Annotated in this window: 12 protein-coding genes; 11 read left to right on the top strand and 1 reads right to left on the bottom strand. The window is 34.9% G+C overall.

Features of this window, described 5'->3' with window-relative positions:
• Positions 1 to 131 precede the first annotated feature (131 nt).
• From DMO16_RS22115 to asnB, 3 genes are all read left to right on the top strand, one after another.
• Entirely contained in the window at positions 132 to 1505 is a 1374-nt protein-coding gene (locus DMO16_RS22115) for a sensor histidine kinase (protein WP_129480063.1), read from the top strand.
• Positions 1505 to 2182 carry a response regulator transcription factor gene (locus DMO16_RS22120; protein WP_129480468.1) on the top strand — a complete coding sequence of 226 codons (678 nt, stop codon included), beginning with the start codon at positions 1505 to 1507 and terminating at the stop codon, positions 2180 to 2182. The genes DMO16_RS22115 and DMO16_RS22120 overlap by 1 nt, the downstream gene beginning before the upstream one ends.
• A 496-nt stretch (positions 2183 to 2678) precedes the next feature.
• The gene (asnB, locus tag DMO16_RS22125) at positions 2679 to 4592 is read left to right on the top strand and encodes an asparagine synthase (glutamine-hydrolyzing) (RefSeq protein WP_129480064.1); all 1914 of its coding nucleotides are present in this window, start codon (positions 2679 to 2681) and stop codon (positions 4590 to 4592) included.
• Between the two features lie 34 nt (positions 4593 to 4626).
• Here the strand turns inward: asnB and DMO16_RS22130 are convergent, their stop codons facing one another.
• Positions 4627 to 5592, bottom strand: a complete 966-nt coding sequence (locus tag DMO16_RS22130; RefSeq protein WP_164988992.1) for a plastocyanin/azurin family copper-binding protein — start codon at positions 5590 to 5592, stop codon at positions 4627 to 4629.
• Between the two features lie 127 nt (positions 5593 to 5719).
• Here DMO16_RS22130 and DMO16_RS22135 point away from each other — a divergent pair, with 127 nt between their 5' ends.
• From DMO16_RS22135 to DMO16_RS22160, 8 genes are all read left to right on the top strand, one after another.
• Positions 5720 to 7366 (top strand): multicopper oxidase family protein, encoded by a 1647-nt coding sequence (locus DMO16_RS22135; protein ID WP_129480066.1) that lies wholly within the window; start codon positions 5720 to 5722, stop codon positions 7364 to 7366.
• 53 nt (positions 7367 to 7419) lie between these two features.
• Positions 7420 to 8355 (top strand): F510_1955 family glycosylhydrolase, encoded by a 936-nt coding sequence (locus DMO16_RS22140; protein WP_129480067.1) that lies wholly within the window; start codon positions 7420 to 7422, stop codon positions 8353 to 8355.
• Between the two features lie 32 nt (positions 8356 to 8387).
• Complete coding sequence (locus tag DMO16_RS22145; protein ID WP_129480068.1) at positions 8388 to 9842, top strand: UDP-N-acetylmuramoyl-L-alanyl-D-glutamate--2,6-diaminopimelate ligase; 1455 nt, start codon at positions 8388 to 8390, stop codon at positions 9840 to 9842.
• Positions 9843 to 10015: 173 nt separating this feature from the next.
• Positions 10016 to 10306 carry a D-alanyl-D-alanine carboxypeptidase gene (locus DMO16_RS25280; protein ID WP_277873774.1) on the top strand — a complete coding sequence of 97 codons (291 nt, stop codon included), beginning with the start codon at positions 10016 to 10018 and terminating at the stop codon, positions 10304 to 10306.
• A gap of 34 nt (positions 10307 to 10340) precedes the next feature.
• Positions 10341 to 10811: a D-alanyl-D-alanine carboxypeptidase family protein gene (locus DMO16_RS25285; RefSeq protein ID WP_277873775.1), complete on the top strand. Its 471-nt coding sequence runs from the start codon at positions 10341 to 10343 to the stop codon at positions 10809 to 10811.
• 67 nt (positions 10812 to 10878) lie between these two features.
• Positions 10879 to 11220, top strand: a complete 342-nt coding sequence (locus DMO16_RS25065) for a hypothetical protein (protein WP_241840632.1) — start codon at positions 10879 to 10881, stop codon at positions 11218 to 11220.
• A 225-nt stretch (positions 11221 to 11445) separates the two neighbouring features.
• A complete protein-coding gene (gene spoIIP / locus DMO16_RS22155) occupies positions 11446 to 12597 on the top strand; it encodes a stage II sporulation protein P (protein WP_129480069.1) in 1152 nt (383 codons plus the stop codon).
• Positions 12598 to 13237: 640 nt separating this feature from the next.
• Complete coding sequence (locus tag DMO16_RS22160) at positions 13238 to 14146, top strand: C39 family peptidase (RefSeq protein ID WP_164988993.1); 909 nt, start codon at positions 13238 to 13240, stop codon at positions 14144 to 14146.
• The last annotated feature ends 198 nt before the right edge of the window (positions 14147 to 14344 follow it).

Consider the following 14344-nt stretch of genomic DNA (forward strand, 5'->3'; position numbering starts at 1 on the left):
TGGCCTAAGCGTTGCAATTATGAAAAAGGGTAGAAGATACGGACGTACTGTTCAACAAATTTTTGGAACCTTAATTATCATTTTTGGAGTAATGGATACTTTAGTTTATTGGTTCTAGCAGGAGACAAAAAATGAGACTTACTATAAAACTAGGAAGTTTATTCCTTGTCATTTTATTGTTGCTTGAATTCGTGATTTTTGTTCTTTTGTATCAGGCATTGCTAAATAGTCGAATAAATGAAGAGACACAAGACCTGATTGCACGTGGTAATAACCATCGGGATGTATTAGAGAAACAATTCGATGTTCTCACTTTGCATCATGTAGCTCTCATGGAACAACAGGCAACAACGAAGGTGGTAATTACTGACACACAAAAAAATATTCTAGAGAGCTCTAGCGAAATTGATTCCAGAATGAAAGCCATTTTAAATAAAAAACTGAACGCTACCCACCATGGAATCTTAATCGAGAGTGACTGGCGGGATAAAGCTTATTTTGCATCTGTTTCGCCTATCGTTATTAATGGGAAACACCGAGCATATGTATTTATGTTCCTGGATACAAGGTTCATTCAAGACATGAATCGACACCTTAAGGAAGAAATTATAAATGTAAGTTTGATTTCATTGATCATTTCTGTTATTACGGTGATTTTTTTATCTAGGACTATTACGAAACCTTTAATTAGAATGAAAGAAACCACTCAAAAATTAAGTCGGGGTTATCATAAGGTTTCATTAGATATAAACCGAAACGATGAGTTAGGTGAATTGGCTTTAGAGATTACAAGTTTGTCTGAAGAATTGTACAGGTTACAAAAAGAAAGAAAAGAGTTTTTGGCAAATGTCTCACATGAATTGAGAACACCTTTGACTTATATTAAGGGATATACTAATGTCGCTAAGCGGCCACTTTTAAGTAAAAAGGAACGAGAAAAATATTTAAGGATTATCGATGAAGAGGCCGAGAACTTAACAAAACTTATTGAAGATCTTTTTGAATTAGCAAAAATGGATCAAACCCAATTTTTAATTAACAAGAAAGAAGTTTCGATAACCAAATTAATCAGAAAAGTAATAGACAATATGAAACCCGCATTTTATTCAAAAAAAGTCACTTTAGATTTTGTTACTGACGGGGATTACACATTACACATAGATGATAAACGTATTGCTCAAGTTATTCTCATTCTATTAGACAATGCATTGAAACACTCTGCAGCTGGCACTGGCGTTATTGTAAAAGTGGGCGGTACCAAAGATCATATTATAATTCAAGTGATTGATCAGGGGGAAGGAATACCTGAGGAGGATTTAGCATTTATTTGGGAGAGATTATACCGTGTAGAGAAATCGCGTACTAGAGAAAAGGGTGGTTCAGGCCTCGGTTTGGCTATTGCTAAAGAAATTGTTGAACGTCATGATGGGAAAATTACGGTCACAAGCCAAATAGGACATGGTACAACAATGACAATCTTGTTGAGTAAGGAGGTAAGAAGATGATGAAAAAAGTACTGATTGTAGATGATGAAGAACGCATGGTAGAACTGATCTCACTGTATTTGCCACCTACTGCTTATGAAGTATATAAAGCACATTCTGGAGAAGAGGCAGTTTCAATCATAAAAAGAGAATCAATTCACTTAGTTTTACTGGATATAATGATGCCTGGCATGGATGGATGGGAAACTTGCCAATTAATCCGTGAATGGTCTCAAGTACCTATCATTATGTTGACGGCGAGAAGTCAAAAACTGGATATGGTAAAAGGATTAAAGCTAGGAGCAGATGATTATATTATCAAGCCATTTGACGAAGATGTATTACTTGCCAGAATAGAGGCAGTGTTAAGAAGGAATAATTTCAACTCATCAAATGGTTTTGTCGTTGAGGGGTTGGTAATTGAAGAAAAACGCCATCTCATTACCTATAAAAATGAGCCTATTACACTCACTCGAAAGGAATTTGAAATGATTCATCTTTTAATCAAATTCCCGAGAAGAGTTTTTAATAGAGAACAATTAATAGAGATAATCTGGGGGATTGATTCAGAAACAGAGGGGAGGACTATTGACTCTCATGTTAGAAATATCCGTGAAAAGTTTAGGAAAGTGGGGTTTCCAATTAATGATTATCTTAAAACAGTTTGGGGTTTGGGATATAAGTGGGAATTCGAATAACTTTAGACTAAGGTACAGGAGAGCACTAAGAAGTTTATGAAGTTCCCCCTGATGCATACAGCCATATTCTCCTCGCTACAGGCATAAAAAAACCATTGCTACAAGTTGTCAAGATTCCAATACTGGTAATCAAAGCCCCAACCAAATAGCTCATCCAATTACGCATTTTTTTGCTTTCTGTATTTTATTCATAAGGCTAGACACCTGATATGGACCCATTTATGGGTCCTTTTTTGGTATTCAGCCCTTCATAAAATATGCATATTTTTCTGTTATAAAAAAGAAGGAAGAAAGAGAGAAAGTCCCTTCTTTCTTCTTATTAGCATTTTTAAGTTTTCTGAAATGGGATTTAGTCCACAAACTCATTTTTAAGACTTTCTAACATTTATTAAGCAGGTGGGAGTTAAAAAATGTAGATATTTTACAACAATGTTTATTTAGCAGGTTTTTAATAGATTTTTTTATTAGAGTATATTTGAAAAAGGTGGGTTTTGTCATGTGCGGTTTTATAGGTCTATTAGGCAGTTCTCCCATGCAGGGTAATAATGATGATGTTCAACAATTTATGAATATGACCAACATCATTTCACATAGAGGACCAGATGACGTGGGTTATTATTTCGACGATCACGTACGATTAGGATTTAGAAGGTTAAGTATTATCGATATTGAAAACGGTAAACAGCCACTAGGTTATGAGGATGATCGGTACTGGATTGTCTTTAATGGTGAAATTTACAACTATCTAGAATTAAGAGACGAATTAAAAGGCATAGGATATAGTTTTCAAACAGCATCAGATACAGAAGTTGTACTAGCTTTATATAGTTACAAACGAGAAAAAGCAGTTAATGATTTAAGAGGAATGTTTAGTTTTATTATATGGGATAAAGAAAAAGAGGAGTTATTTGGTGCCAGAGACAACTTTGGCATAAAACCATTTTTTTATTTAGAGGAGCAGGATAAGTTTTATTGTGCCTCAGAAAAGAAAAGTATCCTTCTGGCTTCTACTGGCGGAGAATTTAATAAAGAAGCTCTACAACATTACCTTACCTTCCAATACGTTCCTGAACCCCATACCTTATCACGTAAGATCAAACGATTAGAACCAGGTCACTTCTTTACCAAAAAAATAGGACAATCTATGAAAATAAAGAAATATTGGGAACCTAGGTTTAAACCAAAGAATCAGCCGTTGCATCTGCAAATTCAAGAAATACGGGATACTTTACGTGAGTCTGTGAAAATCCATATGCGAAGCGATGTTCCAGTAGGTGCTTTCTTATCAGGAGGAATCGATTCATCGAGTATTGTTGCGCTTGCTAAGGAATTTCATCCAAATCTAAAAACTTTTACTGTAGGATTTGATCGGGACGGTTTTAGTGAAATTGATGTTGCCAAGCAAACCGCGGCTGAATTAAATGTAGAAAATATTCACTATATTGTTAAACCTGAGGAGTTTATTAAGGAATTGCCTAAAATTATTTGGCATTTAGATGAACCTGTGGCAGATCCTGCTGCTATACCCCTTTATTTTGTGGCAAGAGAAGCAAGGAAGCATGTTACTGTGGTTTTATCAGGTGAAGGCGCAGATGAACTGTTTGGGGGTTACAATATATACCACGAACCGTATTCTTTAAAATACTTTAATTATCTGCCCAATGATATAAACACTGCAATTTCAAAATTAGCTAAACTTTTGCCAGATTCTACGAAAGGAAAAAGCTTCCTTGAACGTGGTACGATGAGCTTAGAAGAAAGATACGTCGGAAATGCTAAGATGTTTACTGAAGAAGAAAAAAGAACGATCTTAAAGGGATATAAACAAGAATGGGGTTATCAAAACATAACCAAATCCCTTTATCAACAAGTTGATCATTATCAAGATGTGCATAAAATGCAATACATTGATATGCATACCTGGCTACGCGGAGACATTTTAGTAAAAGCGGATAAGATGACAATGGCCAATTCGCTGGAACTCAGGGTTCCGTTTTTAGATAAAGAAGTATTTAAAATTGCTTCTAAGCTTGATCCATCTAGAACCATAGCGAATAAAACGACTAAGTACACTTTAAGAAAAGCGATGGAGGGAATCGTGCCTGATTCGGTTTTATATCGTAAAAAGTTAGGTTTTCCGGTCCCTATAAGACATTGGCTTAAAAATGAGTTGTCTGATTGGGCCTACCTTCTAATTAATCAAAGTGAGACTGAGTATCTGTTTGACAAGGTCTTTTTGTTGAATTTATTGAAGGAACACCAATTAGGTAAGAAAGATAATAGCCGTAAACTTTGGACCGTGTTTACGTTCATGATTTGGCATCAGATTTTTATTGAAAAGAAGTATCATTTTTCTTCAGGTACTTTCAATCAAAAAGAAGAGAATCCTATAGAAGTTTATACCAGATAGAGTTGAGCAAGTTTAGTTAAACTTGCTCTTTTTTTCAATTAGAAATACGTATGATTCCGATCATACCGAGTTCTTTATGGCCTGGTATTGTACAATAATATTGATACGTTCCAGATACTTTCGGCACAAAAGTGAGTTTATTGGTACTCTCTGGTTCTGTATGGAGATGTAAAATACTATGTTCTTGTTTTTCAATATTATTACCATGTTGGTGTGATGCAATGGTTTTAATACGTTCATTGAATGGCTCAAAGATAAACGGAGAAATTTCAATGTCATGCTCAATGGAATCGAAGTTGGTTAACGAAAGCGTTACTTTTACATTCTTTCTTAATTCTTGTTGGGAAGATTGATATTCGTTGTTGTTAATATTTATATCCCAATTTACAAGTATCTCATCCTTGAAATTAGGGCCTGACTTCTTTTGTTTTTCATCATTTAGATGAGATGAATATTTTGATGTGGATTTTGCTAAAGAATCCTCAGCCTTTAAAAAAGATGCTGGAAAAGTTACATAAACAACAAATAAGGTGATACAACAGGAAATTAAAAAAAGATAAAAGTATTTTTCTATAAAGTTAACAAATGAGTTAGATAGAAAATGCAACGAACATAGAAATCCAAATCCAACGGTTAAAAGGACACTTATCATAATTAAAAAATGTGCTTGATTGACTGATAACATCGCGGATAACATAGCTCCCATCATTCCTGCCATTAAACCGGAAAAAAAACCTTCCATCATGGAATGTAGATGGATTTTAAGTCCAATAAGCAAACCAACTAATCCACTAACCCACATAGAAGCCACAGTTGCAAGGAGCAAATCTTTTTGGAAAATTAATCCTAAATAAAATCCAATCGCCATCCCAAAACACATACTATAAGCCATAACAAACACCATATGACTCATTTTTTCTTTAACCGGCTTACAAAAAAAGGTGGATATAAACACGATTGCTGTACTCACAGATAAAACGCTCAAAATATATATTGACATGCTTTCCTCCTTGTCCATTATATTAATTCAATTTATGAGTACTCCTATTTTGGATATGCCAGTTCAGGTAAATTCCACAGTTTTTGCATAATTTATTTGTATTATATATTTATGAGGAGGGAGAACCATGAACAAAAAATGGTTGTTTTCTGGTGTTTTTATAGCATTATTGATTGTTTTAGCAGCTTGTACTAATAAAGCTACCAATAATGAAAACAGCGGTAGCAAAACTGAAACTTCAGTAGGTCCAAAAGTAATGGCTAAAGCGGAAAAGCTTGAAGGGAAAAAGGTTAGAGAAGTAAATCTTACAGCGAGAGAGCAAAAGTGGGAATTAAGAAAAGATAAGACAATCGATGCTTGGACATATGATGGTTCTGTGCCAGGTAGGGAGATACGTATCAAGGAAGGAGAGGCAATTAAAGTAACACTAAAAAATACTCTTCCTAAGCCCGTAAGTATCCATTGGCACGGCGTACCTGTTTCTAACACACAAGATGGAATACCTGGGGTAACACAGGACGCAGTTGAACCCGGGCAAGAATATACGTATAAATTCGTGGCAGATACTCCTGGTACCTATTGGTATCACAGTCACCAAGACAGTGTAAACCAAGTGGACAAAGGATTATATGGAGCGTTCATTGTTGAATCAAAAGAAGACATGAAATATGATCGGGATTATGCCCTCGTGCTTGATGAATGGGAATCTAAAGAAAAGAAAGATTCAGATATGGAAGGCATGGACCATTCGGGAATGAATATGAGTGGTGGTGATAAGAAAAGTAAAGATAAGATGGAAGGTATGGATCATTCCAACATGGATATGGGAAAAAAAGACGAAATGAATGGAATGGACGATACCAAGGACAATTCAAAAGAAGATAACTCATCTTCCATGAGTGGAATGGATCATGACATGTCTTCTTATGATATTTATACTGTAAACGGCAAAACGTTTGACAACAGGAAGCCCGTGATAGCAAAAAAGGGAGAAAAAGTTAAACTGCGTTTTATTAATGCTGGTTACATGTCTCATAAAATCCATGTGCCAATAGTGTATAAAATTACGAATGTGGATGGTCAGCCTGTAAATCAGCCATCCGACCAAACCAACAAAGTGTTGTCAGTTGCTCCAGGTGAACGTTATGATATTGAATTCACTGCAACTGGGGAAAACTTCACGATTGATTGCCATGGTAATATGAAGGCGGCAAAGGATATGAGAATTAATGTGCAAGGGAAACCTGGGAACAATACTCCAATTTCTCATTCAAAGGAATCGGGTGAAGTAAAGTTAGATCAATTGGGTAAACCAAAGCCTGGTGAATTGTCTTTAAATGACAGTTTTGATTTAGAGTATGCAATGGATCTCGGTACAAAAATGAAGTCAGGTGAAATGGTATACACTATTAATGATAAAACTTATCCAAAAACAAAAAATTTACAAGTTAATAAAGGGGATAAAGTAAAGGTTACCCTGAAAAATACAAGCATGGATAATTCAGATCATCCAATGCATCTACATGGTCATTTCTTTCAGGTATTAAGTAAAAATGGAAAACCTGTAAAAGGTGCACCGTTAATGAAGGATACACTGAATGTAAAACCAGGAGAAACGTATGAAGTCGCATTTGTAGCCGATAATCCTGGAAACTGGATGTTTCATTGCCATGACCTACACCACGCCTCAGCTGGTATGATGACCATGGTTAAGTACAAAAATTTTAAAGAGTTTTATAAGGATAAGGGGAAAGTAAATAACATTACTGAATAGAAAAACCTCAGCCGAGGTTTTTCTCTTTTTATGAGAAGGAAGGGGTATTTTTATTGAACAACAAGACAAGAACAATAACTCATAATCGCTTTTCCAAGTTAGTTTGGATTATTTTACTGACTTTACTTATTGCTGGAATCTGTTTTTACTTTCTGTCTAAAAAAGATTCTGACGTCTCATTTGAGGACATTCATGGAATCGGATATACAAAGAACGGAAATGAAATCTTGATACCGGCTCATGATGGAATAAAAGAATTCAGCGCGGGCGAATGGAAGGATGGGCCGGGTGAAAAAAACGATTATATGGGCTTTGCCATGGTTAACGACGGTTTCTATAGTAGTGGGCATCCCGCTGCGGGTAGCAGCAAACCGAACCCATTGGGAATAATAAGGAGTAGTGATAAAGGGAAGTCAGTGAACACGTTAGGTTTGGAAGGAGAATCGGATTTTCATTTGTTTGCAGCTGGTTTTAATAACCATGCGCTTTATGCGTACACCCCCCAACCTAACTCTAAAATGGACTCTGCAGGTCTTTATTATTCATTAGATGGTGCGAAGTCTTGGAAAAAAAGTAAAATGACTGGCGTAGATGATGAACCGACGGGTTTTGCAGTACATCCAGATAAAAATTCGGTGGTTTCCGTTAGCACTAAGGATACTGTTCTGATCTCAAATGACTTTGGAAAAACCTTTAAAGTTTTATATAGTAAACCACAAATCACCGCTCTTTCCTTTACCTTTAACAACTCTTTATTAGTTGGAGGATTTGAAGTGAAAGCTACATTAAGTGAAATCAATCTTAAAAATGAAAGTACGAAACAAATTAAAGTACCCCCAATGTCCGAAGATGCGATTGCATTTATAGCACAAAATCCGTCACGTTCGCAGGAATACGCATTTGCCACTTATAAAAAGGATGTTTATAAAGGAACCGAACATGATTGGAAACAAATTGTTAAAAGTGGTAACAGTACAACCGGAAAATAAATTGAAGCGCATAGTAAAGGAGCATCAAGTATATGAAACTCGAAGTTTTATTAGAAGCCATAGGCGCTAACTACCCATACACTCCTTTACCCGACATAAAAGGTATTCAAATGAATTCTAAACAGGTCACGAACGGTGATTTATTTATTGCTGTTGAAGGGTTCGAGGTAGATGGACATGCGTTTATTGACCAGGCCGTTGAAGCTGGAGCGGTCGCCGTTTTGGGTGAACAACGCATTAGGAATTTAAATGTTCCATATATAAGAGTAAGCGATAGCCGAAAAGCTTTAGCAGAATTGGCTAACTGCTTTTATGGCTACCCCCACAGAAAACATACAATGATTGGAATAACTGGTACAAACGGAAAAACAACTACAGCGTTTTTGTTAAAACATATATTAGAAAAGATGGGTAAAACCTGTTCTTTAATTGGTACTGTCCATAATATGATCAATAATCAACAGTTAAACTCAAAGAACACAACACCTGATTCGATTGAATTAAACAGATTATTAGACATAAGTCAGGACGAAATCGTTATTATGGAAGTATCTTCTCATGGAATTCAGCAACAAAGGATTGAAGGTATTTTTTTTGATTACGCTATTTTTACTAACCTTAGTCATGACCATCTTGATTTTCATGATAATATGTGGGACTACTTTCAAGTTAAATCTAGACTATTCCAACATCTCAAGCCAAATGGAAAGGCTATTGTAGTGACTGATAATGAATGGGGAGGAAAAATGCAGGATTTCCTGATAAAAGAGTCGGTTCCTACCCATACAGTCGGAAGGTATCCTCATGATGAACTTCAATTAAAGAGGATTTGTGCAGAGTATCATTCCATTGCCCAATACCAAATAGAACAAGTTCTCCATCAGGTCAAGATTCCGCTTGCAGGCGAGCATAATATATGGAATACCTTAACGGCCATCTTAACTTGTCATGAAATGGGCTATAAGCAAGAAAACATTAATAATACATTACCTTCATTTAAAGGAGTTCCAGGAAGGTTTGAGCGATATACACATAAAAGGGGCGCAATCTTTATAGTGGATTACGCGCACACGGCTGATGCGATTGAATATTGTTTGTTAACCGCCAAAATGCAACAATTTAATCGCATTATTCACATTCTAGGGTTTCGAGGGAATCGTGATATCTCGAAAAGAAAGGAGATTATTCGAGTCTCTACTTCCTTAAGTTCTATAGTTATTCTTACCCTTGATGATTTAAATGGTATATCTCAAAACGAAATGATTAATCAACTTGAGAACCTTCGTTCGGAATTCGTGGACAAAGAGATCCTGATTATACCTGATCGTACTAAGGCGATTCAATATGCTTGGGATTTTGCGGATACAGGCGATTGGGTGTTTATAACTGGAAAAGGACACGAACAGTATCAGCAGAACTTTAACTTGCCGTGTGAGTCCGATCCATCTGTAATTCGGTACTTACAAGAAGTTAACGACGAAAATTAATAGGAAAGATAAAGGCAGATCTTCATTTATAAAGATTTGCCTTTTTGTTTAGTAAAACATTTTTAAGTCCATTTTTTTCTTAGAGTTAAACGATTATCAATGGCCACTGCACAAAAATTTGATAATTAAACTGTAAAATTACAAATTATATGGCTACCTGAGGTGTTTATCGTATGAATAGAGTATTTGGAAATATTTTCATAGCAGCTCTTTTATTGATTTTTATTGAATTACTAATGTTTCTTTTTCCACTTTCCTTCGCTGCAGAGGAAAATACTATTAAAAATTTGAAGAGTGAATCCGTGATCCTAATAGATGCTGCGACTGGAGAAATCCTTTTTGAAAAACAAAGTCAAAAAAAAATGTATCCAGCTAGCATTACAAAAATTTTGACTGCCATTATCGCAATCGAAAGAAGTAATTTAAATGACACTGTGACGGTCGGCAAAGGCACGGGAAGTTGACGGGACGAGGGTATATTTAGAAGAAGGCGAAAGAGTGCCACTAAAAAAGTTAATACAGGGTTTATTAATAAACTCAGGGAATGATGCAGCCATCGCAATAGCTGAACATGTATCAGGTAATGTAAAGGATTTTAGTAAATTAATGAACCGTACTGCAAAGGAAAAAATCGGCGTTAAAAGCAGTAATTTTACAAATCCTCATGGCTTATTTGACCCTGATCATCAGACTACGGCATATGACATGGCCAAGATTACACAATATGCCATGAAAAATAAAACATTTCGCGAAATTGTAGGTATCAAGGAACTTCGGTGGAATGGTGAAGGATGGAAAACAACTTTATATAATCATAATAAACTTTTATGGAGATATGAAGGGGTTAATGGAGGGAAAAATGGATATGTTGATGAATCTGGTAGCACACTTGTTACTTCTGCAAAACGCGGCGGTACTGAGCTTATATCTGTCACTTTAAAAGCGCCATCATCGGAACGCAACATATGAAGATACTGTAAAACTATTTGATTATGGATTTTCACATTTTAAAACTAATCATATAACACAACATGATTTGAAGGATGTTACAAAGGACTACGTTTTAGATAGAGACCTACAGTTTACCAGTGGATTAAATGAGCAGGTAAATTTTGAAGTGAATAAATCTGGCCTATTTATGGCTAAAGGTGATAATAAAAAAGTTTTATTACGGTATCATCTTAAAAAAAGACAGATTCAAAAACAAAAAATAGAGGACAATAAAGCAAAAGGGAAATCAAAGTTATATGGAAAGTTAGCGGAAATCTTTACATTCCTATACTTTATTTTTCTTTTGTTTCTAATTTATTTATTGCGAATCCGCCATACAAAACTCCAAAACAGGAGTCGTTCATCTGTATATAGAAGAGTGATGTAATTTTATGTTTTAAAATAATAGAGTAGGGAAGGAAACATAGCGGAAAATCTTAGATCACTTACTGTTTTTTTCATTGATTCTTATTGGATTTATTAGTGGTGCAGCTTACTGGATCTATGTACTTCAAAAATCTTAAACTTTTAAAAATAATATTTTCTAATTCTACTTCCATGATATCATACATATCTTTTAGCAAATGATTTAATAGAGAGGAAGTAGAAAGCCATGAATTATGAGCATGCCGGCTTTAGGAAAATTTTTGTTTCTGTTGCAGGTTTACTTACATTTTTGGTCGTTTCCATCATTATCATTACATCATTTGAGGAAAAATATAAACTCTCATCTTCCACACTTAATACATGGCTAAATACATTTTCGGGCGAGGCTTTAGTTTATTTGATGGGTTTAGAAAACGGTTACTATACACAATTGCTACCCAAAGAAAGCAGGCCGCCAAAAATCTCTAATGTTCTTTTTGAACTCGCCACAAACATCAAGCCTGGGGATAATCGCAGTTTGTTAGGAAGAGAACTACCTGGTTTTTCTCTATATGACTCCACTATTCTCGTAGCGGGAGAGGGCACAAACTACTCTAATTTAACAGTAGAGTCTGTACCTCAAATGAAACTTTTGAAAAGTTTGGAAGATGCGCCTGTTAAGGATATTCAGACACCCACAAATCAAAACACAACAGATACCAATCCACCATTACATTCAACGAATGGAAAGAAAGTTGCGTTCATCTATCATACTCACAGTTGGGAATCTTTTTTACCTCATTTAAAAGGAGTCACCGATGTAGATAAATCTATACATTCTAAGGTAAATATAACTATGGTTGGTAAACGCCTAGGTGAAGAATTAGAAAAGAGGGGAATTGGAACAGCTGTTGATACGACGGATATGGCAGACTTACTTCGTAAAAACAATACAAATTATTATAAGGCATATCCAATGTCGAGAACCATTGTCGAGACAGCAATGGCTCAAAATAAGAACTTAAATTTCTTTTTTGACTTACATCGGGACAATGCAAGAAGACAAACTACGACAACAACTATAAATGGGAAAACTTACGCACGAATCTTTTTCGTCATTGGAGAAGGAAATCCAAATTATGAAAAAAATGAACAGATGGCTAGAGAGTTAAATACCATTATTGAAAATAAATACAAGGGTTTAAGTCGAGGGATTATTAGTAAAAAGAAGTCTAGAGGGACTAACGGTATTTATAACCAAGATCTTTCAAACAATTCCATAATTATTGAAATGGGTGGTGTTGATAATACCTTTGAGGAATTATATAACACAGCAGAGGCGGTGGCAGACGCTATAAGCGATTACTACTGGAAAGTAGAAAAGGTTAGCGGAAACTGATGTGATACAGTCATTTGACTGTATTTTTTTCTATATTCCTGCACGATTTCTGCACCATTTTCTTATAAGATTAGAAATAATACACTGTACCAGGTATTCAAAATAATTTTTTGCTCAATATTAAAGTATTAATAAATCTCGTAGGAATGAGGATTAAAAAATGATGGATCAAATGCATATGAGTGGAATATCGAGTATGATAACAATTTGTATATTGGGTATTTTACTTTTTTGATCTAGTAGCAAGTGTCTATATTGTAATACAAGCAGCTCTGAAAAAAGAGAATCAAGAATATACGGCCATAAATACCCTTAGAGCCGGTTATGCTTGAGGGGAAGTTAATGAAGATGAATACAGAAAGAGGTTGTATATATTAAAAGAGAAGAATTAGAAAACTAACTCTTGCTTTTTGCTGCTATTTAGCTGGATTAGTCCCTACGGCGTACTTTAAGGTTTATAAAAGGGGATTGATAAATTAAACAAATTTAAGTAATGGCGTTTTAAGTGAAACGAAATAGAGCGAGTTTATGCTGTAAACGTTCTGAAAGAAGCCTACACACTCAGATCAGTAGTCCCCTTTGTATGTTTAGGAGTGTTAATTAATGCACACTTTTGATGAATAATGAGAGGAGTACCTTTATGAATAAAAGATGGTGTATGACTATTGTAGTTTTATGTCTAATGCTAATTCAATTTCCAAATAAACTTCAAACGGCTAATGCTTCTAACATTACTAAGTATCGTCAAACCTTTATAATTACTCCCTCTATAGGTAACATTAGAAGTGGTCCAGGAACACAGTATAAAATCCTTACTCAGTATAAAAAAGGAACAAACGTTCAAAGCAAAGGATATGTTGCTAATATTAGTAAAGAAAAATGGTATCAAATTGAAATGCCTAACAAAAGAATTGGATGGGCGAGCTCAACTATTCTTACTTTAAATAAAAAAGTACTACTAAACACACCACTAATATCTCAAATGCCTGAACTTCCAAGAGGATGTGAGGTCACATCTTTGGCTATGATGCTACAATATACCGGTATTAATGTTTCTAAAATGACACTTGCGGAAAAGATTAAAAAGGATCCAACACCATATTCGAAAAAAAGTGGAAGAATATATTTTGGCAATCCGAATACTGGATTTGTAGGTAATATGTATACGTTTAATAAACCCGGATATGGTGTATATCATAAGCCTATTGCACAATTAGCTAACCTTTATTTACCAAATAAAATTATCGATTTTTCAGGTTCTAATTTTGAAAAAATATACAAATATCTAGATAAAGGGACACCTATATGGGCAATCAACAATGTTATGTTTAATAAAATCCCATCTCAGTATTGGAAGACATGGCATACTCCATCTGGGAAGGTTAATATTACCATGAAGGAGCATAGTGTTTTAATAACCGGTTATGACGCAAAATATATTTACTTTAATGACCCCTTAACAAATGAGAAAAACCGAAAAATAGCAAAAAGGAACTTTAAAGCAGGTTGGGAACAAATGGGGAAACAAGCGATCACCTACAAAAAATGACATAAATAATACCTTTCAAACATTAAACGAATTAATTATTACCCTCTAAAAATAATAAACGGAAAAAGAAGTGCAGATGTACAGATGCACCTCTTTTTTTGTGCCAAAAATATGTTTTTTTCATTGACTGTCTTAAATTTAATGTTGTAAATGGATGACGATTATCATCCATTTATTTGGAAATTAGTCGAAAATACA

Source organism: Fictibacillus sp. S7 (genome assembly GCF_004127935.1).
Lineage (GTDB): Bacteria > Bacillota > Bacilli > Bacillales > Fictibacillaceae > Fictibacillus_C > Fictibacillus_C enclensis.

What these genes read in the sequence shown, in the direction of transcription:
- DMO16_RS22135 (WP_129480066.1), top strand. Translation starts at nt 5,720, where the DNA reads ATGAACAAAAAATGGTTGTTTTCTGGTGTTTTTATAGCATTATTGATT.
- DMO16_RS25280 (WP_277873774.1), top strand. Translation starts at nt 10,016, where the DNA reads ATGAATAGAGTATTTGGAAATATTTTCATAGCAGCTCTTTTATTGATT.
- asnB (WP_129480064.1), top strand. Translation starts at nt 2,679, where the DNA reads ATGTGCGGTTTTATAGGTCTATTAGGCAGTTCTCCCATGCAGGGTAAT.
- DMO16_RS22115 (WP_129480063.1), top strand. Translation starts at nt 132, where the DNA reads ATGAGACTTACTATAAAACTAGGAAGTTTATTCCTTGTCATTTTATTG.
- DMO16_RS22130 (WP_164988992.1), bottom strand. Translation starts at nt 5,592, where the DNA reads ATGTCAATATATATTTTGAGCGTTTTATCTGTGAGTACAGCAATCGTG.
- DMO16_RS22145 (WP_129480068.1), top strand. Translation starts at nt 8,388, where the DNA reads ATGAAACTCGAAGTTTTATTAGAAGCCATAGGCGCTAACTACCCATAC.
- spoIIP (WP_129480069.1), top strand. Translation starts at nt 11,446, where the DNA reads ATGAATTATGAGCATGCCGGCTTTAGGAAAATTTTTGTTTCTGTTGCA.
- DMO16_RS22160 (WP_164988993.1), top strand. Translation starts at nt 13,238, where the DNA reads ATGAATAAAAGATGGTGTATGACTATTGTAGTTTTATGTCTAATGCTA.
- DMO16_RS22120 (WP_129480468.1), top strand. Translation starts at nt 1,505, where the DNA reads ATGAAAAAAGTACTGATTGTAGATGATGAAGAACGCATGGTAGAACTG.